Origin of the sequence: Stenotrophomonas sp. BR163, from assembly GCF_047520985.2 — a bacterium.
Lineage (GTDB): Bacteria > Pseudomonadota > Gammaproteobacteria > Xanthomonadales > Xanthomonadaceae > Stenotrophomonas > Stenotrophomonas sepilia.
Genome location: NZ_JAXBRE020000003.1, coordinates 22,415 through 41,926, shown reverse-complemented (window position 1 = coordinate 41,926; position 19,512 = coordinate 22,415). Strand labels below are relative to the sequence as shown.

Annotated in this window: 22 protein-coding genes and 1 pseudogene; 14 read left to right on the top strand and 9 right to left on the bottom strand. The window is 68.1% G+C overall.

Going from position 1 to position 19,512, the window contains the following annotated elements:
• Positions 1–82 precede the first annotated feature (82 nt).
• Positions 83–826 carry an SDR family oxidoreductase gene (locus ACM0PY_RS02655; protein WP_134971073.1) on the bottom strand — a complete coding sequence of 248 codons (744 nt, stop codon included), beginning with the start codon at positions 824–826 and terminating at the stop codon, positions 83–85.
• A 105-nt stretch (positions 827–931) separates the two neighbouring features.
• Between ACM0PY_RS02655 and ACM0PY_RS02650 the strand changes: the two genes are divergently transcribed.
• The gene (locus ACM0PY_RS02650; RefSeq protein WP_235646775.1) at positions 932–1,885 is read left to right on the top strand and encodes a LysR family transcriptional regulator; all 954 of its coding nucleotides are present in this window, start codon (positions 932–934) and stop codon (positions 1,883–1,885) included.
• 19 nt (positions 1,886–1,904) lie between these two features.
• Here the strand turns inward: ACM0PY_RS02650 and ACM0PY_RS02645 are convergent, their stop codons facing one another.
• From ACM0PY_RS02645 to dkgB, 4 genes are read right to left on the bottom strand one after another with little or no spacing between them, the layout of a single operon-like run.
• The gene (locus tag ACM0PY_RS02645) at positions 1,905–2,228 is read right to left on the bottom strand and encodes a MoaF-related domain-containing protein (RefSeq protein WP_134971077.1); all 324 of its coding nucleotides are present in this window, start codon (positions 2,226–2,228) and stop codon (positions 1,905–1,907) included.
• Complete coding sequence (locus tag ACM0PY_RS02640) at positions 2,225–3,163, bottom strand: cyclase family protein (protein ID WP_219633200.1); 939 nt, start codon at positions 3,161–3,163, stop codon at positions 2,225–2,227. The genes ACM0PY_RS02645 and ACM0PY_RS02640 overlap by 4 nt, the downstream gene beginning before the upstream one ends.
• 19 nt (positions 3,164–3,182) lie before the next feature.
• The gene (locus ACM0PY_RS02635) at positions 3,183–4,130 is read right to left on the bottom strand and encodes a TIGR03571 family LLM class oxidoreductase (protein WP_414609336.1); all 948 of its coding nucleotides are present in this window, start codon (positions 4,128–4,130) and stop codon (positions 3,183–3,185) included.
• 11 nt (positions 4,131–4,141) lie between these two features.
• Positions 4,142–4,945: a 2,5-didehydrogluconate reductase DkgB gene (gene dkgB / locus ACM0PY_RS02630; RefSeq protein ID WP_180884276.1), complete on the bottom strand. Its 804-nt coding sequence runs from the start codon at positions 4,943–4,945 to the stop codon at positions 4,142–4,144.
• 118 nt (positions 4,946–5,063) lie between these two features.
• Between dkgB and ACM0PY_RS02625 the strand changes: the two genes are divergently transcribed.
• Positions 5,064–5,966: a LysR family transcriptional regulator gene (locus ACM0PY_RS02625; protein ID WP_134971083.1), complete on the top strand. Its 903-nt coding sequence runs from the start codon at positions 5,064–5,066 to the stop codon at positions 5,964–5,966.
• A gap of 153 nt (positions 5,967–6,119) precedes the next feature.
• Here the strand turns inward: ACM0PY_RS02625 and ACM0PY_RS02620 are convergent, their stop codons facing one another.
• Positions 6,120–6,593 carry a MerC domain-containing protein gene (locus ACM0PY_RS02620; RefSeq protein WP_180884302.1) on the bottom strand — a complete coding sequence of 158 codons (474 nt, stop codon included), beginning with the start codon at positions 6,591–6,593 and terminating at the stop codon, positions 6,120–6,122.
• A 32-nt stretch (positions 6,594–6,625) separates the two neighbouring features.
• On the opposite strand from ACM0PY_RS02620, the gene ACM0PY_RS02615 reads away from it, so the two are divergent.
• The 8 genes from ACM0PY_RS02615 to ACM0PY_RS02580 all read left to right on the top strand — a co-directional run bounded on the left by ACM0PY_RS02615 (position 6,626) and on the right by ACM0PY_RS02580 (position 13,250).
• The gene (locus ACM0PY_RS02615) at positions 6,626–7,159 is read left to right on the top strand and encodes a ZrgA family zinc uptake protein (protein ID WP_180884278.1); all 534 of its coding nucleotides are present in this window, start codon (positions 6,626–6,628) and stop codon (positions 7,157–7,159) included.
• A complete protein-coding gene (locus ACM0PY_RS02610; protein WP_180884280.1) occupies positions 7,156–7,851 on the top strand; it encodes an ATP-binding cassette domain-containing protein in 696 nt (231 codons plus the stop codon). Before ACM0PY_RS02615 ends, ACM0PY_RS02610 begins: the two co-directional genes overlap by 4 nt.
• A complete protein-coding gene (locus tag ACM0PY_RS02605) occupies positions 7,844–9,097 on the top strand; it encodes an ABC transporter permease (protein ID WP_180884282.1) in 1,254 nt (417 codons plus the stop codon). Before ACM0PY_RS02610 ends, ACM0PY_RS02605 begins: the two co-directional genes overlap by 8 nt.
• Positions 9,098–9,099: 2 nt before the next feature.
• Entirely contained in the window at positions 9,100–9,651 is a 552-nt protein-coding gene (locus tag ACM0PY_RS02600) for a DUF3299 domain-containing protein (protein ID WP_180884284.1), read from the top strand.
• On the top strand, positions 9,641–10,261 hold the full coding sequence (locus ACM0PY_RS02595) for a DUF3299 domain-containing protein (RefSeq protein WP_180884286.1): 621 nt from the start codon (positions 9,641–9,643) through the stop codon (positions 10,259–10,261). Before ACM0PY_RS02600 ends, ACM0PY_RS02595 begins: the two co-directional genes overlap by 11 nt.
• On the top strand, positions 10,261–11,007 hold the full coding sequence (locus ACM0PY_RS02590) for a hypothetical protein (RefSeq protein WP_180884288.1): 747 nt from the start codon (positions 10,261–10,263) through the stop codon (positions 11,005–11,007). Before ACM0PY_RS02595 ends, ACM0PY_RS02590 begins: the two co-directional genes overlap by 1 nt.
• Positions 11,008–11,155: 148 nt before the next feature.
• Complete coding sequence (locus ACM0PY_RS02585; RefSeq protein ID WP_180884290.1) at positions 11,156–12,688, top strand: MFS transporter; 1,533 nt, start codon at positions 11,156–11,158, stop codon at positions 12,686–12,688.
• A gap of 4 nt (positions 12,689–12,692) precedes the next feature.
• Complete coding sequence (locus ACM0PY_RS02580) at positions 12,693–13,250, top strand: TetR/AcrR family transcriptional regulator (RefSeq protein ID WP_134971091.1); 558 nt, start codon at positions 12,693–12,695, stop codon at positions 13,248–13,250.
• A 128-nt stretch (positions 13,251–13,378) separates the two neighbouring features.
• Here ACM0PY_RS02580 and ACM0PY_RS02575 read toward each other — a convergent pair whose 3' ends face one another.
• The gene (locus tag ACM0PY_RS02575) at positions 13,379–14,260 is read right to left on the bottom strand and encodes an AraC family transcriptional regulator (RefSeq protein WP_134971093.1); all 882 of its coding nucleotides are present in this window, start codon (positions 14,258–14,260) and stop codon (positions 13,379–13,381) included.
• Positions 14,261–14,366: 106 nt separating this feature from the next.
• Between ACM0PY_RS02575 and ACM0PY_RS02570 the strand changes: the two genes are divergently transcribed.
• Positions 14,367–14,903 (top strand): carboxymuconolactone decarboxylase family protein, encoded by a 537-nt coding sequence (locus ACM0PY_RS02570; protein WP_134971095.1) that lies wholly within the window; start codon positions 14,367–14,369, stop codon positions 14,901–14,903.
• 38 nt (positions 14,904–14,941) lie between these two features.
• Here ACM0PY_RS02570 and fdhD read toward each other — a convergent pair whose 3' ends face one another.
• A complete protein-coding gene (gene fdhD, locus ACM0PY_RS02565) occupies positions 14,942–15,790 on the bottom strand; it encodes a formate dehydrogenase accessory sulfurtransferase FdhD (protein ID WP_134971097.1) in 849 nt (282 codons plus the stop codon).
• Positions 15,791–16,274: 484 nt separating this feature from the next.
• Here fdhD and ACM0PY_RS02560 point away from each other — a divergent pair.
• A pseudogene (locus ACM0PY_RS02560) lies at positions 16,275–16,813 on the top strand (DUF411 domain-containing protein).
• Positions 16,814–16,929: 116 nt separating this feature from the next.
• On the opposite strand, the gene blaL1 reads toward ACM0PY_RS02560, so the two are convergent.
• Positions 16,930–17,799 (bottom strand): L1 family subclass B3 metallo-beta-lactamase, encoded by an 870-nt coding sequence (gene blaL1 / locus ACM0PY_RS02555; protein WP_180884292.1) that lies wholly within the window; start codon positions 17,797–17,799, stop codon positions 16,930–16,932.
• A gap of 203 nt (positions 17,800–18,002) precedes the next feature.
• On the opposite strand from blaL1, the gene ACM0PY_RS02550 reads away from it, so the two are divergent.
• A complete protein-coding gene (locus ACM0PY_RS02550) occupies positions 18,003–18,269 on the top strand; it encodes a hypothetical protein (protein ID WP_005416705.1) in 267 nt (88 codons plus the stop codon).
• A 9-nt stretch (positions 18,270–18,278) separates the two neighbouring features.
• Positions 18,279–19,451 (top strand): low temperature requirement protein A, encoded by a 1,173-nt coding sequence (locus ACM0PY_RS02545; RefSeq protein ID WP_180884294.1) that lies wholly within the window; start codon positions 18,279–18,281, stop codon positions 19,449–19,451.
• Positions 19,452–19,512: the final 61 nt, after the last annotated feature.

Genomic DNA, 19,512 nt, shown 5'->3' with positions numbered 1-19,512 from the left:
CCGAGCGTAGGCTCGGCGCTACCGAATCCCCGAGCCACGCGCAGATGCGATCCACGCCATGCGTGGATGCCGTCCGCGCGACCTACACCATCCCACCGTTGGCGCGCAGTACCTGGCCATTGATCCATCCGCCATCGGCACCGGCCAGGAAGGCCACCGCACCGGCGATGTCCTCTGGCGTACCCAGCCGCTCCAGGGGGGGCATCTTCGCCAGCCGCTCGATCAGTTCCGGTGACTTGCCGTCCAGGAACAGGTCGGTAGCGGTCGGGCCCGGCGCCACGGCGTTCACGGTGATGTCGCGCCCGCGCAGCTCCTTGCTGAGGATTGCGCCCATCGTCTCCACCGCTGCCTTGCTGGCGGCGTACACGCTGTAGTTCTCCAGCCGGGTGCCGACCACGCTGGTGGACAGGGTGATGATGCGGCCACCGTCGCGCACCCGGCGCGCACTTTCGCGCAGCACATTGAAGGCGCCCTTGAGGTTGATGCCGATCAGCCGCTCGAACAGGGCATCGTCGGTGTCGGCCAATGGTGCCAACTGCAGTACGCCCGCGCTGTTGACCACCACGTCGATGCCGCCGAAGCGGACTTCGATGGCGTCGAACAGCTGCCGCACCGCCTGCGGATCGGCGACATCGGCCTGAAGCGCAATGGCCTGTGCGCCGGCTGCGCCGAGTTCGGCCGCCAAGGCTTCGGCGTCGTCGCGGCGCCCCGCATAGTTGATGGCGACTGCATGGCCGTCGGCGGCGAGCCGTCGGGAGATGGCGGCGCCGATGCCACGGGAGCCGCCGGTAACCAGGGCGACAGAGCGGACGGGGGAGGGGGTCATGGTGGTTTCCAGTGGGCACGCCGGAGTGGCGCAGGGCCATCTTCGCGCCATTGCCCGTTCGGATAATCCTGCATAATCCGCCAACATCATCCGGATAGCCGAACAATGGACCGCTTCACGGCCATGCGCGCCTTCGTCCGTATCGTCGAGCGCCGCAGCTTTACCCGCGCCTCCGAGGACCTCGGCCTGCCGCGGGCCACGGTGACCGACGCGATCAAGGCGCTCGAACAGCGGCTGGGCGTGCGCCTGCTGAACCGGAGCACGCGGGTGGTGGTGCCGACGCTGGAAGGCGAAACCTTCTACGGCCGTTGCCTGCGCCTGATCGCCGACATGGACGATGCCGAAGCTGCGTTCCGTGACGCGCCGCCACGCGGCCCGTTGCGCATTGAAGTGCACGGCACGCTGGGCCGGCACCTGCTGTTTCCGCGCCTGCCGGAATTCCTGCAGCGCTACCCGGAGATCGAACTGGACGTCAGCGAAGGCGACCGCTATGTCGATCTGCTGCGCGAAGGCGTGGATGCGGCGTTGCGGGTGGGGACGCTGGCCGACAGCGATCTGGCGGCGCGCCGGTTGACGATGCTGCGCGAGGTGACGGTGGCCGCGCCGGGCTACCTGCAGGCCAAGGGCGTCCCAGGCGGCATCGAGTCACGGCTGGACGGGCATGAAATGGTTGGCTATCGCTCCAGCGCCACCGGCCAGCTGATTCCCCTGGAGTTCCAGCAGCGCGGGCAGGTGCGTTACCTGCCGCTGCCGGCGCGGGTGCGTGTGTCCGGCGCGGATGCGTTCCTCGGTGCCGCGCTGGCCGGCCTGGGCATCATCCAGGCGCCGCGCTACCGGATGGACCCGTACATCGCGCGCGGGCAGCTGGTGGAGCTGTTGCCGGACGCGCCGCCGACGCCAAGCCCGTTGAGCCTGGTCTACCCGCGCAACCGCACGCCGTCGCCGCGGTTGCGGGTGTTCATCGACTGGGTGGCTGGCGTGTTCGATCAGGCCGAAGTTGCCGGCCAGCGGCCGGCACTACCGGGCCCGGTCAAACAGAGTGGGGTATTGCTTGGGTAGTGCCGGCCGCTGGCCGGCATCACAGCGCGTGCAGCGGCCCCTGCATGCGATGGAAACTCCCATCGGGGGCGGTGAACCAGGCCAGCGAACGCCCACCCACGAAGTCGTCGACATGCACCACCGTGGCGCCGTCGGCTTCCTGCCACGAAATGGCATAGATCCCGTCGCTGATCTGTTGCCACTCGCAGGCGGCTTCGCCACGTGCGCCGGCATAGGCGCCGGAGACGATGACGTACTGCACGTGGCGACCATCGGCGCTATAGGCATTGTCGGCCGCCAGGCCGTCATAGCAGACGCGGAAACGGCGGCCAGCGAACACGGGCAGGTCGGTGGCAGCGTTCATCGAATCGCCACCGGGTTGATGTTGACCTGGGTCGAGCCGACGTACAGCGGCTGGCCGAGTACGAACAGGAATTCCCAGGCCTTGTCGCGCACCAGGGCACGGCTGTCGATCAGCTCCAGGTTGTAGATGCCGCGCTTGGCCAGCATGTACTGGTTGACCGGAAATTCCTCGGCACCGTTCGGGTCCGGGTAGACCTCCGAGGCCCAGGTGTCGCCACCGAAGGCGACGATGCCCTGGTCGGCCAGCCACTTCGCGGCCTCCATGCCGATACCCGGTTCCACTTGCAGGAATTGCGTGTCGTCCTTGCCGATCAGTTCCAGCCAGCCGGTGTTGAACAGCACCACGTCGCCCTTGCGAAGGCTCAGGCCCTGCTTCTTCAGCACGGCCTGGATGTCGGCCACGGTGAACTCGGTGCCGCCGGGCACGATCGCCTTGCCGTAGTACTCGGTCATGTCCAGCACCACGCCGCGGGTGACCATCGGCGGCACCTTCTCGACGCCGAGCTTGCGCACGCCGTCCACGGTGACGAAGTCGGCGGCCCTGTTGCCGTTGTAGTAGACGTTGTCGATGCCGATATGGCCGATGCCGTTGAGCTGGGTACCGACGCCGGTCCAGGCGTTCACCAGTTCATCGTTGAAGGTGAACTTGTTGGGGCCCAGCGAGGTGCCGGCCTGCTGGCCGACCTGCACGTTGTACAGGCGGAAGCTGCGGTGGCGGAACGCGGGCAGGTTCTTGTCCACCGGCACCGCCAGCGGATAGGTCTTGCCGGTCCTGACCAGCGAGACCGCGTGCTTGACCACGTCCGCGGTCAGCAGGTTGGCCGCGCCAATCTCGTCGTTGGCGCCGTAGGCAGAGGGATGCCAATCCTCGGCGGTGGCCTGGAAGGACAGCGGCAGGGTGGCCAGCGCAAGCGCGGCCAGGGTCTTCATCTTCATGGCAAAGCTCCGGTAGCTGTCAGGCCGTCGCGGCGGCGCGGGCATGGGCCGGGAAGTGCGGCAGCACGTACTCGGCGATTTCGTGGAAGGTTTCGGCCAGGGGCCGTTCGTTACGGCGGAACTGCAGGCCGACGTGGTCGACACCGGTCGCCTGCATGGCGCGCAGCTCGGCCAGCAGGGCGTTGCGGCCGCCGCGCAGGCCGAAGCGCCAGCGCTGCAGGGGGGCATTGCCATTGGCCACCAGGTCCAGGTGGATGAAGCTCGCATAGGGCTTGTTGCCGGCCACGGCGCGCCAGGCCGCTACACGTTGCGCATGGTCCTGTGGCGTGCCCGGGTAGGCCAGGCAGCCGTCCATGTGCTGGCCGATCCACGCCGGTTGCTGCTGGGCCAGGCCGGCCACGAACAGCGGCAGGGCCGGGCCATCCGCGGGCAGCACATCCAGGCCCTGCGGCAGGTGCGCGGCGGCGCCTTCGCGCAACAGTGCGATCTGCTCGCGGAAGCGGCTGCCACGGCTGTCGAAGTCGCGGCCGAACAGCGGGTACTCCACCGGGCGGTCGCCACTGGCCACGCCCAGCAGCAGGCGGTCGCCGCTGAGCCGCTGCACGCTGCGCGCCGACTTCAGGGTCAGCAACGGCTCGCGGATCGGCAGCACCACCGCACCGGTGCCCAGCAGGATGTGCTCGGTGATGCCGGCCAGGTAGCCGAGGTAACTGAACACCTCGAACACCTGCGCCGCATCGCCGAAGGCCGGGTCGTACACCGGCACGTCGCGTACCCACAGCGCACGGAAGCCGAGGCGGTCGGCCAGCCGTGCCAGCTCCGCATGGCGCTGCAGGTCCGGTTCGCCGGGCAGGCGTCGCGCGGCGCGTCGCGCCTGTTCGCCCAGCGGCGTCCAGTCATTGTCCAGCGGTGCTTCGATGCCGATGCTGAAACCCCCGGCCTGCAGCCGCGCCAACGCACTGCCCATGGCGAGGCTCCTCAGTCCCAGGCCGGGGCCAGGCCCGGCGGATCGACTTCGCGGCCGTTGCGGTCAAGCGCGGCGATCGCGGCCATGTCGTCGGCATCCAGGCGCAGGTCCTGGGCGAGCAGGTTGCTGGCCAGGTTCTCGCGCTTGGTCGAGGACGGGATGACCGCGTAGCCCCGTTGCAGCGCCCACGCCAGCGCGACCTGGGCTACAGTGGCTTGGTGCTTGTCGGCGATGGCGGCCAGCACCGGGTCCTTCAGCACCTTGCCGTAGGCCAGGGTCATGTAGGAGGTGACGGTGATGCCCTGGTCCTGCAGGAAAGCAGTCAGTGCCGGATTCTGCAGGTAGGGGCTCAGTTCGATCTGGTTGGTGGCGATCTCGCCGGTGCCGACCACCTCGATGGCCTGCCGGGTCAGTTCGATGTTGAAGTTGGACACACCGATCTGGCGGGCCAGGCCCAGCGTCTTGGCTTCGGCCAGCGCGGTCATGTACTCGCGCAGTTCAACGCCATTGCCCGGCGCCGGCCAGTGGATCAGCAGCAGGTCGACGTAGTCGGTGCGCAGCTGGGCCAGGCTGTCGCGCAGGCTCGGGATCAGCTTGTCGGCGGCGTAGTTGTCGACCCAGATCTTGGTGGTCAGGAACAGCTGGTCGCGCGGGACGCCGGATTCGGCGATGGCCTGGCCGACCTCGGCTTCGTTGCCGTAGATCTGCGCCGTATCGATCGCACGGTAGCCGACGTCGAGCGCGTTGCGCACCGAGTCGATGACGGTCTGGCCGGTCAGGCGGAAGGTGCCGACGCCAAAGGAAGGAACGCTCATGGGGGACTCCAGGGACTTCGTTGAGAGCCGGCGGGCTCGGGACAGGGCGAAGTGTGGGCGCTTTACATTTGTTGATTAAGCCGTGTATACGGGAAATGCTTTTGCAACGAGGTAAATAATGAAAACCACCCTGGATGAGCTGAAGGCCTTCGTGGCGGTGGTCGATGGTGGCTCGATCACGGCGGCGGCCGAGGCGCTGGAGCTGACCATCTCGGCCACCAGCCGCACCTTGGCGCGGTTGGAGGACAAGCTGCAGACCACGCTGCTGCGGCGGACCACGCGCCGGCTGGAATTGACCGAGGAAGGCGCGGCGTTCCTGGAGTACGCGCGCACGATCCTGGCCACGGTTGACGAGGCCGAGGAACAGATGGCGGCGCGGCGGCTGCAGCCGGTCGGGCGCCTGCGCGTGGACGCGGCCACGCCGTTCATGCTGCACGTGATCGTGCCGCTGCTGGAGGGCTTCCGCGAGCGCTACCCGCAGGTGGAGCTGGAGTTGAATTCCAACGAGGGCATCACCGACCTGATCGAAAAGCGCACCGATGTGGCGTTCCGCATCGGCGTATTGCGCGATTCGACCCTGCATGCGCGGCCGATCGGCCACAGTCGCATCCGCGTGGTGGCCAGCCCCGAGTACCTGCGACGGCACGGCACGCCCACGCGCGTGGAGCAGCTGCGCGAGCATGACCTGCTGGGCTTCACCCAGCCCAGTTCGTTGAACGAATGGCCGCTGCAGGATGCCGATGGTGGGCCTTTCGTGATCGCGCCGGCGATCGCTTCATCCAGTGGCGAGACACTGCGGCAGATGGCGGTGGCCGGGCTGGGCATCGCCTGCCTGTCCGACTTCCTGACCCGCCAGGACCGGCGCGAGGGCCGCCTGGTGCAGCTGTTCGGCAAACAGACGCAGGAGGTGCGGCAGCCGATCAATGCGGTGTACTACCGCAACACCGCGCTGGCCGCGCGCATCACCTGCTTCGTCGACCACGTCACGCAGACGCTGGGGCAGCGTCCGTTTGACGAATAAGGAGGGGTAGAGCCGGCCGCTGGCCGGCTTTTCCCACCTGACGGATCACCGCAGCTGCCGGCCAGCGGCTGGCACTACCGTTGGCTGTGTTGCATGCTTCAGTAGATCCACGCCATGCGTGGATGGCGTGTTCCAACCGACCCGCAGCCGGTGTTAGCGGTTGTGCAGCGCCCGCCGATTGCCGATGTGTGCTGCCGCCAGCATCATGCCGCCGCACGCGGTGGTGACGCCATGCCAGAGCAGTGATTCCTTCAGCGGCAGGTACAGCGAGGCTGACAGTAGAAGGATCGCGCCGACGCACGCCAGCCGCAGGGGCCGCCCGCGCCCGTGCCGATACACCCCGGCCGAGGTACTCGCCAAGGCCAGCGACGAGGCCAGCAGCGCGAACAGCCATTCCCAGCGCGACATCATCAGCAGCAATGTCATTGCGCCATGGCCGGGATGCTGGAACGAGCGCAGCGCCATCATCGCGGCCGGCACGAAGGCCAGCAGCAGGGGCAGGGCGATGCAGTGGGCGGCGCAGGCCAGGGACAGCCAGGCCCCGGCAAGATCGAAGCGGGGGTGCCAGCGTGCCGAACGTGGCGGCTGGGCCAAGGCCCTTGCGGGCGTCGTGGGGATGTGGTCCATAATGTTACAGAGTAACAATTGGAGCATCCCCCATGAAGTCTTCTGCTGCTCTTTTCCTGCTGCTGGCGGCCAGCACCGCGCAGGCCCATGACGTTCGCCAGTTGGGTGCGCATGTGCACGGCCAGGCCACCGTCGATGTTGCGCTTGACCAGCAGACGCTGGAGTTCGCCCTGCAGGCCCCCGGCATCGGCATCCTCGATTTCGAGCGGCCGCCAGCCAATGCGGCAGAGCAGGCCGCGCTGGCGCGAGCGACTGCGCTGTTGAAGGGGGGCAGCTGGGTCACCCTGCCTACCGCGGCGGGCTGCCGCCTTTCCGGCAACGATGCCAAGGCCGAGGGCTTCGATGCGTCGGCTGCCGCGCCGCCGCCAGGCCAGCACCGGCACGCGGGGTTCAGCGCAACGCTGCAGTACCATTGCGCCAGGCCGGCCGAGCTGCGGGCCATGGTCGTGCGCCTGCCCGCACTGTTCCCGGGCCTGCACGAAGTGATCGTCAACAGCGCCACCGGACGTGGCCAGAACCGCAGCGTGTTGACTGCGGACAATCTGCGCGTGGTGCTGGCACCGTGAGCCTGCGACCGGTGATCGCGCTGGATGGCGTGCAGTTCGGCTATGGCCGGCGCCTGGTGCTGGATGTGCCGCGGCTGCGGATCGAGCAGGGCAGCAGCGTGCTGCTGAGCGGGATCAGTGGCGGTGGGAAGAGCACGCTGCTGGGCCTGTTGGCGGGCGTGCTGCTGCCCGGCAAGGGCAGCGTCGAGGTCGCCGGCCACGCACTGCAGGCGATGCGTGGCGCCGCACGCGACCGCTTCCGTGCCGACCACCTGGGCGTGATCTTCCAGCAGTTCAACCTGCTGCCGTTTCTGAGCGTGCGCGACAACATCGCACTGGGCCTGCGCTTCTCGCGCGTGCGCAGCGCGCGCATCAGTGGGCCGTTGGATGCCGAGATCACCCGCCTGCTGCAGGCCCTGCAGCTGGACCCGGCGCTGATGCAGCGGCGCGCAGGCACACTCAGCGTTGGCCAGCAGCAGCGCGTGGCGGCGGCACGCGCCCTGATCGGCCGCCCGGCGTTGCTGCTGGCAGATGAGCCAACCTCGGCGCTCGATCGCGACGCGGCCACCGCGTTCCTGCAGCTGATGTCTGCGCAGTGCCAGGCAGCCGGCACCACGGTGCTGGTGGTCAGCCATGACGACAGCCTGGAGCGGTTGTTCGACCGCACGATTGCCCTGTCTCAGATCAACCAGGCAGGTGCCGGCCATGCTTGAGCTTGCCTGGGCCAGCCTGCGCAGCCGTGCGTTGAGCGTGGGCCTGACCGTGCTGGTCATCACCCTCAGCGTGGTGCTGTTGCTGGGCGTCGAGCGCGTGCGCACGCAGGCACACGAAGGCTTCGCCAGCACCGTGTCCGGTACCGACCTGATCGTCGGTGCGCGTTCGGGGCCGGTGAACCTGCTGCTGTACTCGGTGTTCCATATCGGCGACCCGACCAACAACGTGTCCTGGCAGTCCTACCAGGCGCTGTCCGCAATGCCGCAGGTGAAGTGGGCGGTGCCGCTTTCGCTGGGCGATTCCTGGCGTGGCTACCGCGTGGTCGGTACCAGCGATGCCTATTTCGAGCACTACCGCTACGGCGCCGGGCACGTGCTTGCGTTCGCGAGCGGACGGCCGTTCGATGACCTGTATGACGTGGTGATCGGTGCCGAGGTGGCACAGGCACAGAAGGTCGTCCTCGGCGATGAGATCGTGCTGTCGCACGGCACCGGCGCAGTCACCCTGGCCAGGCACGCCGACAAGCCATTCCGTGTCGCCGGCATCCTGCAGCGCACCGGCACGCCGGTCGACTCGTCGCTGCTGGTCTCGCTGGCGGCCATCGAGGCGATCCATGTTGACTGGCGCTCGGGCGTGCAGCTGCGCAGCCAGAGCGTCAGCGCCGAGCAGGCGCGTCATCTGGACCTGACCCCGACCGGCATCACCGCCTTCATGCTCGGCCTGAACTCGCGCATCGCGACGTTCTCGGTGCAGCGCAGGATCAACGAGTACCCGGACGAGGCGATGCTGGCAATCCTGCCCGGCGTGACGCTGCAGCAGCTATGGCAGTCGCTGGGCACCGCCGAGCGGGCGTTGCAGCTGATCAGTGCGATGGTGGTGCTGCTGGGCATGGTTTCGCTGGTGGCGCTGCTTGTCTCGACCCTGCAGGAGCGGCGGCGTGAGATGGCCATCCTGCGTGCCACCGGGGCACGGCCGGGTTACATCGCCGGCCTGCTGGTGGTGGAAGCGGTGGCGACCAGTGCGGTGGCGTGCGTGCTGGCCCTGTCGCTGCTGGTGGTCGCCAGCATTGCCGGGCGCGGCTGGGTACTGGCCACCTTCGGTTTGTCGATCAGCCATGTGTGGCCGGATGGCCGCGAGCTGGGATGGGTGGCGGGGGTGCTGCTGATCAGCACAGTGGCCGGGCTGGTGCCGGCATTGCTGGCTTACCGGCGCACCTTGGCCGATGGCCTTTCACCGGGAGGCTGAGCATGCGATGGATGCGGGTAGTGCCGATGGTGCTGGCGCTGGCCGCCTGTGAGCGGCCGGTGGATTCCGGTGTGCAGGCCTTGCCACCTTCGCCGGTTGTCGACCGCGCTGACGCTTCGGTTGCGGCAGAGCAGGAGCTGGACTGGTTGCAGATGATGCCCGAGGACGAACTGGCCGCGCTGGAGCGGGGCGAGGGCCCGGAGGTCGAGCACAACGGCAACCGGCGCATGCCGCAGTTCGGCACCTTCCGCACGGTGGACACGGTCCTGCAGCGACCGGTGCGCCTGCCAGGCTACGTGGTACCTCTAGCCAATGCGCAGGACGGGCGGCTGACCGAATTCCTGTTCGTGCCGTACTACGGCGCCTGCATCCACGTGCCGCCGCCGCCGCCGAACCAGATCGTGCACGTGGTGCTGCCGCGCCCGATCGAGATGCCGGACATGTACTCGCCGTTCTTCCTGGCCGGCACCCTGCGTGCCGAGCGGCTGGATGACGATCTGGCCGGCTCGGCGTACACCATGCGCGATGCGGAGCTGAGGCCGTATGAACCGTAGCCCCCTTTTGCTCATGCTGGGATGCCTGTGGCTGGCGGGCTGTACGTCGCCGGGCGGCGATGCCGTGGCGGTCGTGCCGCAGGACAAGCCGGCGCCCTCCGCCACGGCCGAAGCCCCGATCGACCGTTGGGACGCGTTGCGGCCCGACGAAGTCACCTATCAGCGCCCGCCACCGCAGATCGGCCTGTCACGCAATGGGATGGACGGGGTGGGCGGGCTGATCGACGACACCGGCTCCGGCACGCCACCGGGGCTGGAGATCGACCATTCCAGCCCCGATCGCGCCAAGCAGTTCGGCTCCTCGCGCGTGGTCGATGCTGCCGATGGCCGCGCGGTGGATCTGGATGGCTACGTGGTACCGCTCGGCACCAACGATGCCGGCTTGGTGGATGAACTGCTGTTCGTACCGTTCTACGGGGCCTGCATCCACGTGCCGCCACCGCCGCCAAACCAGATCATCCACGTGACCCTGGCGACGCCGATCGCGCTGGGCGATCTGTGGGATCCGTACCGGCTGGCCGGCCGCCTGCAGGTGAAGCGCTTCGACGCGGACATCGCCAGCGCCTCCTACGATGCCGCAGCGGCAACGCTGACGGCGATCCACAACTGATGCGGCGGCGCTGGGTCCTGGCTGCCGGGGTGCTGCTGGGCGCGGTTGTGCTGCTGGCGTGGTGGCAGCGGCGGGCTGCACCCGCTGCGCCGCCCGCAGTCGCGTTCCCGGCACCGGCGTCCGATGCCAGCCAGCGCATCGAACAGCGCCTGGGCGATGACCACGCGTTTCGCAATGACGTGCTGTTCCTGCTCGCGGCAACAGTGCGCGACCGCTGCCAGCCAGCGCAGGCGGGGCTGCTGGCGCGCATGGCCAATCGTGCGTCGTTGCCAGTGCTGGCGGCGGTCAGTGCGGTGACCCAGCAGGATCCAACGCTGGACCGGCCGATCTACCAGTACATCCAGCATCGCGCCGATGCGACGCCGTGCGGCCAGCCGCTGCAGATGCCGCTGGCTGCTGGCCGCAGCATGGCCGTGGACATTGAACAGTACGCACGCACGTTCCCGGACAGCTACTTCGACCCGCAGCGCAGCAGCGAACCACGAGATTTTGATGGGGTGTCGTTGCAGCAGCGGGCCGGCAATGCCTGCAACAGCGTGGTGTATTCGGTGTTGCCGCTGGGTGGCACCGATTGGCGGTGCAGCAGCCTGCGCGCCAATGCCCGGGCGCGGGTGCGGGGGCTGTGCGAGGACGAACTGCGGCGCCAGCATGGGAATACAGGTGGGGAGCTGGACATGGCCGTAGGGCAGGGCATGCAGGCGGCCGTGGTATCAGCCATCGCCGCGCTGCCGGAACACTGCCGGTGATGATCCCTGACACCGGCCACACTCGGCAGGCGCGGCGCGGCAACATGAACATTGGCCGGACCCCAATCTGAACCGGTGGTACAGTTTCTGTAACTATACCGGACATCCTGTATAGTTACGGTGGTACTTCATCCCATCAGGTTCTCCCATGGCTCTGTCCCAGCCCTTGGCCGGCGCTCCGGCCCTGTCGCGTGCCCGTCGCTGGGCACTGTTGTTCACCGTCGCCGCCGGCCTGCTGCTGGTCACGCTGGATAACTCGGTGCTCTACACCGCACTGCCCACACTGACTGGGGAACTCTCGGCCAGCGCCGGCCAGGCGCTGTGGATCATCAATGCCTATCCACTGGTGATGGCCGGCCTGCTGCTGGGGGCGGGCACGCTGGGCGACCGCATCGGCCACCGTCGCATGTTCCTGATCGGCCTGGTGGTGTTCGGCGTGGCGTCGCTGGCAGCGGCGTTCGCAGCCAGCGCAGCGCAGCTGATTGCCGCACGCGCGTTGCTGGCCGTCGGCGCGGCCGCGATGATGCCGGCCACGCTGGCGCTGATCGGCCTGAGCTTCCACGAAGAGCGCGAACGCAACATCGCCATCGCCATTTGGGGTTCGGTGGCCATCGTCGGTGCGGCGCTCGGCCCGATCATCGGTGGCTGGCTGCTGCAGCATTTCTGGTGGGGCTCGGTGTTCCTGATCAACGTGCCGGTGGTCGTGGTCGCGTTCGTGGCCACGCTGCTGCTGGCACCGGAAGGCCAGCGCGACACCTCGCGGCCGTGGGACCTGGTTTCGTCGCTGCTGGCTCTGGCTGCACTGTCCGGCCTGGTGCTGGCGATCAAGTCGCTGATCGCGACGCTGCCGTCGTATGCGCTGGGCGCAGGCGCGCTGCTGCTGGCCGTCATCAGTGGTGCGGCGTTCGCACGCCGCCAGCAGCAGTTGCCGTACCCGCTGCTGGACTTCGCGATCTTCCGCAACCCGGCATTCCTGGCCGGCACGCTGTCGGCAGTGTTCACCCTGTTTGCGATGGCCGGCCTGCAGCTGGTCACCACCCAGCGCTTCCAGCTGGTGGCGGGCTTTACGCCGCTGCAGGCGGGCGTGCTGGTGTCGGTGGCGGCGCTGGGCAGCCTGCCCAGTGCGCTGCTGGGCGGCAGCATCCTGCACCGGGTGGGCCTGCGCCCATTGATCTGCGGCGGCTTGGCTGCGGGCGCGCTGGGCGTCGGCGTGGTGGCGTTCGGCTTCCCGCACGGCCTTGGCTGGGTGGTCGCCGGCATGGCGATCACCGGCTTCGGCATGGGCTCGGCCATCTCGGTAGCGTCCACCGCCATCCTCAACAATGTGCCGGCGCACCGGGCGGGCATGGCCTCGTCGGTGGAAGAAGTGTCCTACGAGTTCGGTGGCCTGTTGGCAGTGGCGATGCTGGGCAGCCTGAGTGCCGCGATGTACAGCGCGTTCCTGCCGGTCTCGGCCGATATGCCCGCGCTTGCCCGCGAGGGTTTCACCCAGGCGCTGCATGCCGCGCGCGAGAGCGGGCAGGGTGATTGGTTCGCACTGGCTGCGGCGGCATATGACCGCGCCTACCAGAGCGTGCTGCTGGTGATCACGACGGTATTGGCGCTGGGCGCGACGATCTTGGCACATCTGCTGCGTGGCCGGGCCGGCAGCCGCGAGGGCGCCGCCGATCGCGTAAAATGACGCCATGAGAACCAGCAAACGGGAGCGCATCCTCGACGCCGCGGTCAACGTGATCAATCGTGACGGCGTGCGTGCGGTGACCTTCGAGTCGGTGGCGGCCGAGGCCAAGCTGACCCGTGGCGGCCTGCTCTACCACTTCCCGTCCCGCGAGGCGCTGCTGCGCGGGATCGACGAGCACCTGGTGCAGGCCTGGGAGGCGTCCATGGAGACGCTGCTGGGCAAGCGTGCGGACGAAGCCTCGGCGCTGGAGCGTTACCAGACCTTCGTGCGTGTCTCGGCGCAGAGTGCCACCCGTGCCGAACTGATGTTCATGCTGGAGTCGGCCGACCCGGAGGCGGGCGAGCGTCCGTGGGGCCCGGCGGTTCAGCGCTGGGCACCGTCCGCGCCGGAGGCCGGGAATGTGGATCCGACGACGCTCGACAATTTCGTGGCGCGCCTGGCGGCCGACGGCCTGTGGATCTACGAGGCGATGTACGAAGGGCAGCTGGATGAAGGCGTGCGCGCCCAGGTGGCCGAGCGCATCGCCGGGCTGCTGGGAAAGTCTGACGGCACGTCCAGTTGAGCGGCCAGCCGGCGCGCCGACATCGCCCGTGGTAGAGCCGACCGCGGGTCGGCTGCTCTGCGGCCAAGCCATGAAAACCCCGCGCTTTGCGCGATGGTCGGCCAGCGGCCGACCCTACCCTGACGCATTTACCGAGCCTGCGTGGCGCTCGCGGCCAACCAGGCCCGCGGCGACACCCCCAGCCGCTTGCGGAACGCCTTCGACAGTGACGCGGTATCGGCAAACCCCACCTCGACCGCCACCTGCTTGACCGCCGCGCCGCCCCGCAGTTGCGCGCAGGCCAGGCTCAGCCGCCAGTCCAGCAGATAAGCGGCCGGCGTCGCCTGCATCACCTCCTTGAACACGGCCGCGAAGGCACTGCGCGACATGCCGGCGGTCGCGGCCATGCGCGGCAGCGTCCATTCGTCCTGCGGTGCCTGGTGCATCGCCACCAGCGTGCGTGCCAGCCTCGCGTCGGACAGCCCGCGCATCAGTCCATGACTGACACCCGCTGCATCCGGGTGGTCGACCACCCAGCGCAGGATCTGGATCAGCGCCACCTCGAACAGGCGGTTGGTCAGCAGCCGTGAACCGCAGCGCTGGCGATCGGCCTCGGCAAACAGCAGCTGCAGGGTGCCATCCAGTTCGCCGATGGCCGCCAGCGGCACCACCATCACCGGTGGCAGCGACTGCACGATCGGATTGCGCGCACCGCCATCGAAATCCAGCGTGGCGCAGGTGAAATCCGGGCCATCCAGCGGCGCGTTGAAGAACACATGGTGCAGCGGCTGCGGGTACAGCAGCAGGCTGGGTGTGTCGATCTTCAGCCTGGGCAGCGCGATATCGCCGTCGGGATGGCGGACTTCCATTTCACCCTGGCGCAGGATGTGCAGGAACGCACGACCGGGCTGCGGCTCGAAGACATGCCGCCCGCACAGCGGGCCACTGTGGAACAGCGCCGCCTGCACCCGGAAGCGTTCCAGCAGCGAGGAGAGGCGATCTGGCGCAGGGGCGGCGGCGGGCATGCTCATGGACGTATGGACAACATGTGTGGCGAATTACGACTGATGCGTCCGGCGAGTCTACCTAGGATGAGCGGGTCGTCCAATCCCGGGCGCTTTCCCAAGGAGATCCACCATGTCCCGTGTCCCCCTGATCGATGCCGCCAACACCACTGCCAACCGCCAGGCCCTGCTGGGCCAGGTCCACGCCGCCTTCGGCGCCACCCCGGCCATGTTCCGCGCCGTGGCCAACTCGCCGGCCGCCCTGCAGAGCATGTGGGGCTCGTTCGGCGCGCTGGGTGGCGGTCGCCTGTCGCCGCTGCTGGGCGAGCAGATCGCCGTGGCTATCGCCAACCGCAATGCCTGCGAGTACTGCCTGGCCGCGCACACGGCACTGGGCCGCAAGGCCGGCGCCAGCAGCGAGCAGATGGCTGCCGCACAGATCGGCCAGTCCAGTGACCCGGCTACCGCAGCTGCACTGAACTTCGCGCTGAAGGTGGTCGAGCAGCGTGCGCAGATCACCGATGGCGATGTGCAGGCACTGCGTACGGCCGGCTTCGACGATGAGCAGATCGTCGAGATCCTCGCCCATGTAGCGCTCAACCTGTTCACCAACTACGTCAACGTAGCGTTCGACGTGCCGGTGGACTTCCCGAAGGTCGCGCTGCGCTGAGGTCTACCGGGCCGGGGGCGCTGTGCTCCCGGCCATCTTCAGCGGGCGTGGCCGTCGTCCGCCTGCAGCCGCTCCGGATGGGTATATACATTGAACCCGCTCTCCCGCGCGAACCCGACCAGGCACAGGCCGGCGCTGCGGGCCAGGTCGATCGCCAATGCGGTCGGTGCCGAGACTGCAGCCAGCACGCTGGCACCGGCGCGCACCGCCTTGCTGACCATTTCGTAGCTGGCCCGGCTGGAAATCACCAGCAGGCCGCCTTCAATGGTGTGTTCGTTGTGCTGCAGCGCGCCGATCAGCTTGTCCAGCGCGTTGTGGCGGCCGACGTCCTCGCGGACCCAGCCGATGCGCCCACTGGCATCGGCCCAGGCGGCGGCGTGGATGGAGCCGCTCACCGCATTCATCGGCTGGTGCTGCGCCAGCGTGGCCACCGCGCGCTGCAGAGCGGCGGCGGCATAGCTGCGTCGTTCGCGGACCTGCGGCAGTGGGCGCAGCACTTCCTCCAGCTGGCGCGTGCCGCACAGGCCACAGCCACCACGGCCGGGCAGCAGGCGTCCATTGGCCGGGTCCAGGTCGGCACCGGATGCCTCCTCGGCCACGGTCATCTGTAATTCGATGCCTTCCAGCTGCGGGCGGATCTCGATCGACAGCAGCTGCGAGGGCGTGTCGATCAGGCCCTCGCTGAGCGAGAACCCGAGCGCGAAGTCTTCCAGGTCGCACGGGGTGGCCATCATCACTGCAAAGGGGGCATCGTTGTAACGCAGCGCCACCGGCACTTCTTCGGCCACCATGTCGACCTGCCGCTCCTGCCTGCCGCCGCGCCAGCGCTGCAAGGGGCGCTGGGCGGTGCCGGCAGGCGGGATGTGCGGCGGGATCGAATAAGGCATGCAGCGCGTCCGGGCAAGGGGGAAACGCGGGCGGGCCACCGCCTGCGGTTTCGAGGATAGCGCAGTGGTCGCGTACAGACGCGGCTGTAACCGTTGCCCTGGCAGGTTGTGCTGAAAACAGCCAGTGCCCTCTGGCGAAGCGGCGTGGGCCGTGCTTGACTGTGGGGCTTGCTGCGCAGCCGAAACGACCGCCCGCCGGCGTCGTGCCGTTCGTTGTAGCGTTCCTCCCGCCGACCTGCCTTGGCATGCTGGCCACGTTGAATGGAACGCCAGCCTCGCCGTGGCGCGAGGCGCCGGCAGCCGCCAGTTCCCCGCAACGGGCATCGCCGCCGATGCCTGACCCGTTGCGTCCCCCCCATTGCGTGATTTCCTGCAGGCGCTCAAGCGCCTGCCATGACTGTTCGACTTTTTCTCGACTCTGCCTGCGACTTCGATGCGCGGGCGGCGGGCTGCGTTGCCCGACTCTGCAAAGGAATCACTCCCTATGCACCGTACTCTCTCCCTCGGCCTGCTGCTCGGCACCGTGTTTGCCACGACCGCCTGTGCACGTGCCGCCGAAGAATCCGCCGCCGCACCGATCGCCAGCGCAGCACCGGTGGCACTCATCCAGGCCAGCCCGGCCAAGGTCGATCCGGCCTTGCCGGTGGCCATCGTGCACAAGACCGCCAGCTGTGGTTGCTGCGGCTCTGGGTCGACCACCTGAAGGCCGCCGGCTTCCAGGTCGATGTGCGCGACACCGAGGACATGAATCCGATCAAGGTTCGCCTAGGTGTGCCGGTCGGCAAGGCCTCCTGCCATACCGCCGAGATCGGCGGGTATGTGGTCGAGGGCCGCATCCCGGCCGAGGACCTCAAGCGCCTGCTGGCCGAACGCCCGGCCGCGCGCGGGCTGGTGCTGCCCGGCATGCCGGCCGGTTCGCCGGGCATGGAAATGCCGGATGGCTACGTGCAGCCGTATACCGTCGAGTTGGTGCGCACCGACGGCAGCACCGAGCCGTTTGCCCAGCACGGACAGGGTGGCTGATGGACGGCGGGTGCCGGTTGTCCTGACCGGCACTCTTCGACGCATCCTGTGTAGAGCCGAGCCCACGCTCGGCTGTTGTCGGCCGGCAAGCCGAGCATGGGCTCGGCTCTACAGGATCAGCGTGCCGTGGCCGTTTCCTTGGCCAGCTGCGCGTCGAACTTCTTCTCAGCCGCATCCGCGTAGGCTTTGCAGCTCAGTGCCTTGTCGCTGGCCTTGCTGCCGGCAGCATAGTTCCAGTTGCTGGCGCCCGGATGCGGGGTCAGCAACAGGTCGCAGGGCAGGCCGCGCACCGTAGCGAAGCTGCGTCGGTAGTCCTCGACCAGGCGGGGATAGCGGACATTGCCCTGCAGCTGGTAGCCCGGCGCGCTCAGGCTGTCGGCATAGGCGATGCGCACCGGCTTGCCATCGCGCGTATCGGTCCAGGTCCAGGCGGTGCTGCCCGGGGTGTGCCCGGGCATGAAGTGGGCGGTGAACGCGATGCCACCCACCGTGACCACTTCGCCATCCATGATGATGCGGTCGGTGCTGGCCGGCGGAAAGGTGATGCTGTCGCCAAAGTGCAGGTCGTTGCTGCCGCCGCGCGCCAGCAGCACCGCTGATTCGGCGTTGGCTACCACCATCGCACCGGTACGGCGCTTCAGTTCTGCCACCGGGCCCGCATGGTCGGCATGCGCATGGCTGAGCAGGATCAAGCGCAGGTCCTGCGGCGCCACGTCGCGCACCTTCATGTTGCTGATGAGGTGGCTGGCCATCTGCGGCATGCCGCCGTCGAGCAGCACCGCGCCGTCGGCGGTCTGCACCAGTAGCGCGGTCAGGTCCTCAGTGCCGATCTGCCAGGTATGGTCGGCGATCTGCAGCGGCGCCATCGGCTGCAGCCAGGATGGGTCTACGGTGTAGGCCTGCAGCTGTGGCAGCGGTGTGCCGGCGGCAGTGACATCAAAGGCAAGTGTGGCAGTCAGGGCAAGGGTCGTCAGGCAATGGCGCATGGCGGAGAGGGGTCTGGATAGGGTCGGATGAAGCTAGCACGTACCCTGGACGGCCCGTTTCGCGAATAACTCATGGCTGCCATAAGGTTCGCCGCAGCCGATGCCGGGATTGTTCGCTTGCTCTGGACTGTGAATCCATCTCCACGGGCTGGAGCGCAGAATCGGCCCGGGCTAGCCTGCTTTCAGGCTCAAGGAGGTGGACCATGCATGTGCTCATGGTGATGCTCGGTGGCGTGCTCCTGCTGGGCGTGTTCCTGCTGTTTGGCCGTCTCTGGAGCGTGGGCACCTCGCAGCTGCCCACGGCACTGATCGCCTTCATCGCTACCTGGCTGCTGGTGGCCGTGGCCAACATGTGGGTGGGGGTCAGCAAGGCCGGTTACGCGGTACGCGAGGAGTTGCCGATCCTGTTGCTGGTGTTTGCCGCGCCGGCGTTGCTGGCCGGTTTCCTGTACTGGCGCTTGGCGCGCTGAAGGAGTTCCATGCGTACCCGACTGCGCTTGCCCGCGCTGCGCCACCGCGACGGCCACCATGCCCGCGTGACCTACGAAGAACTGTTCTTCGATCTGGTCTACGTATTCGCGGTCACCCAGCTCAGCCACCATCTGCTGCACCACCTGGACCTGGCCGGTGTACTGCAGACGCTGGTGCTGTGGTTCGCGGTCTGGCTCGGCTGGCAGTACGCGTGCTGGGTCAGCAACTGGTTCGACCCGGAGGCGCCGCGCATCCGCGGCCTGCTGTTCGCCACCATGCTGCTGGCGTTGTTGATGTCCTCGTCCATTCCCGAGGCGTTTGCCGATCGTGCGTGGATCTTCGCCGGGGCGTACGCCACGATGCAGGTCGGACGCACCGCGTTCGTGCTGCTGGAGGTCGGCCGGAGCCATCCGTTGGCACCGAACTTCCGCCGCATGCTGGCCTGGGTCAGCGTGTCGGCCTGCTTCTGGCTGGCCGGCGCGGCGGCCGAGGGCAACCTCCGCCTGGCATTGTGGGCGGTGGCGGTGGCCTGCGAATACATCTCGCCGATGTTCGGCTTCGCGTTCCCGGGCATGGGCCGTTCGCACACCCGCGACTGGACCATCGAGGGGGGGCACCTGGCCGAACGCTGCCAGTTGTTCGTCATCGTCGCGCTGGGTGAGACGCTGCTGGCCACCGGTGGCGTGCTCAGCAACGTCGAGCATTGGAGCCTGGAAGTGGTTTCAGCGGTGCTGGCCACCTTCGCCGGCACGATTGCCATGTGGTGGCTGTACTTCGGCATCTCCAGCCACGATGCCACTGAGGCCATCACCCACGCCGAAGACCCCGGAAGGATGGGCGCCAATTTCCACTACGTGCATGCATTGCTGATCGCCGGCATCATCGCCACGGCGGTGGGCAATGATCTGGTCATGGACCATCCGGGGGTGGCCGCCACCCCGGTTTACGCCAGCGTGATGGTGGCAGGCCCGCTGATCTATCTGCTGGGCAGTGTCCTGTACAAACGCGTGGTCTATGGGCACGCGCCGCGCTCGCATCTGCTGGGCGCGGTGGCGCTGCTGGTGCTGGGGCTGATGCTACCGCACGTGCACCTGCTGGCCGCTGGATGGCTGACCAGCCTGGTGCTGCTGGGCGTGGGGCTGCTGGATACGCGATTGAAGCGCCGCTTGCAGCGGGCGTGATCCGTTGGGTCCGCCCACTGCTTCAGCCTTCAAGGAGCGCGAGCGCGGCGCAGTGCCTGAG

What these genes read in the sequence shown, in the direction of transcription:
- ACM0PY_RS02655 (WP_134971073.1), bottom strand. Translation starts at nt 826, where the DNA reads ATGACCCCCTCCCCCGTCCGCTCTGTCGCCCTGGTTACCGGCGGCTCC.
- ACM0PY_RS02650 (WP_235646775.1), top strand. Translation starts at nt 932, where the DNA reads ATGGACCGCTTCACGGCCATGCGCGCCTTCGTCCGTATCGTCGAGCGC.
- ACM0PY_RS02645 (WP_134971077.1), bottom strand. Translation starts at nt 2,228, where the DNA reads ATGAACGCTGCCACCGACCTGCCCGTGTTCGCTGGCCGCCGTTTCCGC.
- ACM0PY_RS02640 (WP_219633200.1), bottom strand. Translation starts at nt 3,163, where the DNA reads ATGAAGATGAAGACCCTGGCCGCGCTTGCGCTGGCCACCCTGCCGCTG.
- ACM0PY_RS02635 (WP_414609336.1), bottom strand. Translation starts at nt 4,130, where the DNA reads ATGGGCAGTGCGTTGGCGCGGCTGCAGGCCGGGGGTTTCAGCATCGGC.
- dkgB (WP_180884276.1), bottom strand. Translation starts at nt 4,945, where the DNA reads ATGAGCGTTCCTTCCTTTGGCGTCGGCACCTTCCGCCTGACCGGCCAG.
- ACM0PY_RS02625 (WP_134971083.1), top strand. Translation starts at nt 5,064, where the DNA reads ATGAAAACCACCCTGGATGAGCTGAAGGCCTTCGTGGCGGTGGTCGAT.
- ACM0PY_RS02620 (WP_180884302.1), bottom strand. Translation starts at nt 6,593, where the DNA reads ATGGACCACATCCCCACGACGCCCGCAAGGGCCTTGGCCCAGCCGCCA.
- ACM0PY_RS02615 (WP_180884278.1), top strand. Translation starts at nt 6,626, where the DNA reads ATGAAGTCTTCTGCTGCTCTTTTCCTGCTGCTGGCGGCCAGCACCGCG.
- ACM0PY_RS02605 (WP_180884282.1), top strand. Translation starts at nt 7,844, where the DNA reads ATGCTTGAGCTTGCCTGGGCCAGCCTGCGCAGCCGTGCGTTGAGCGTG.
- ACM0PY_RS02600 (WP_180884284.1), top strand. Translation starts at nt 9,100, where the DNA reads ATGCGATGGATGCGGGTAGTGCCGATGGTGCTGGCGCTGGCCGCCTGT.
- ACM0PY_RS02595 (WP_180884286.1), top strand. Translation starts at nt 9,641, where the DNA reads ATGAACCGTAGCCCCCTTTTGCTCATGCTGGGATGCCTGTGGCTGGCG.
- ACM0PY_RS02590 (WP_180884288.1), top strand. Translation starts at nt 10,261, where the DNA reads ATGCGGCGGCGCTGGGTCCTGGCTGCCGGGGTGCTGCTGGGCGCGGTT.
- ACM0PY_RS02585 (WP_180884290.1), top strand. Translation starts at nt 11,156, where the DNA reads ATGGCTCTGTCCCAGCCCTTGGCCGGCGCTCCGGCCCTGTCGCGTGCC.
- ACM0PY_RS02580 (WP_134971091.1), top strand. Translation starts at nt 12,693, where the DNA reads ATGAGAACCAGCAAACGGGAGCGCATCCTCGACGCCGCGGTCAACGTG.
- ACM0PY_RS02575 (WP_134971093.1), bottom strand. Translation starts at nt 14,260, where the DNA reads ATGAGCATGCCCGCCGCCGCCCCTGCGCCAGATCGCCTCTCCTCGCTG.
- ACM0PY_RS02570 (WP_134971095.1), top strand. Translation starts at nt 14,367, where the DNA reads ATGTCCCGTGTCCCCCTGATCGATGCCGCCAACACCACTGCCAACCGC.
- fdhD (WP_134971097.1), bottom strand. Translation starts at nt 15,790, where the DNA reads ATGCCTTATTCGATCCCGCCGCACATCCCGCCTGCCGGCACCGCCCAG.
- blaL1 (WP_180884292.1), bottom strand. Translation starts at nt 17,799, where the DNA reads ATGCGCCATTGCCTGACGACCCTTGCCCTGACTGCCACACTTGCCTTT.
- ACM0PY_RS02550 (WP_005416705.1), top strand. Translation starts at nt 18,003, where the DNA reads ATGCATGTGCTCATGGTGATGCTCGGTGGCGTGCTCCTGCTGGGCGTG.
- ACM0PY_RS02545 (WP_180884294.1), top strand. Translation starts at nt 18,279, where the DNA reads ATGCGTACCCGACTGCGCTTGCCCGCGCTGCGCCACCGCGACGGCCAC.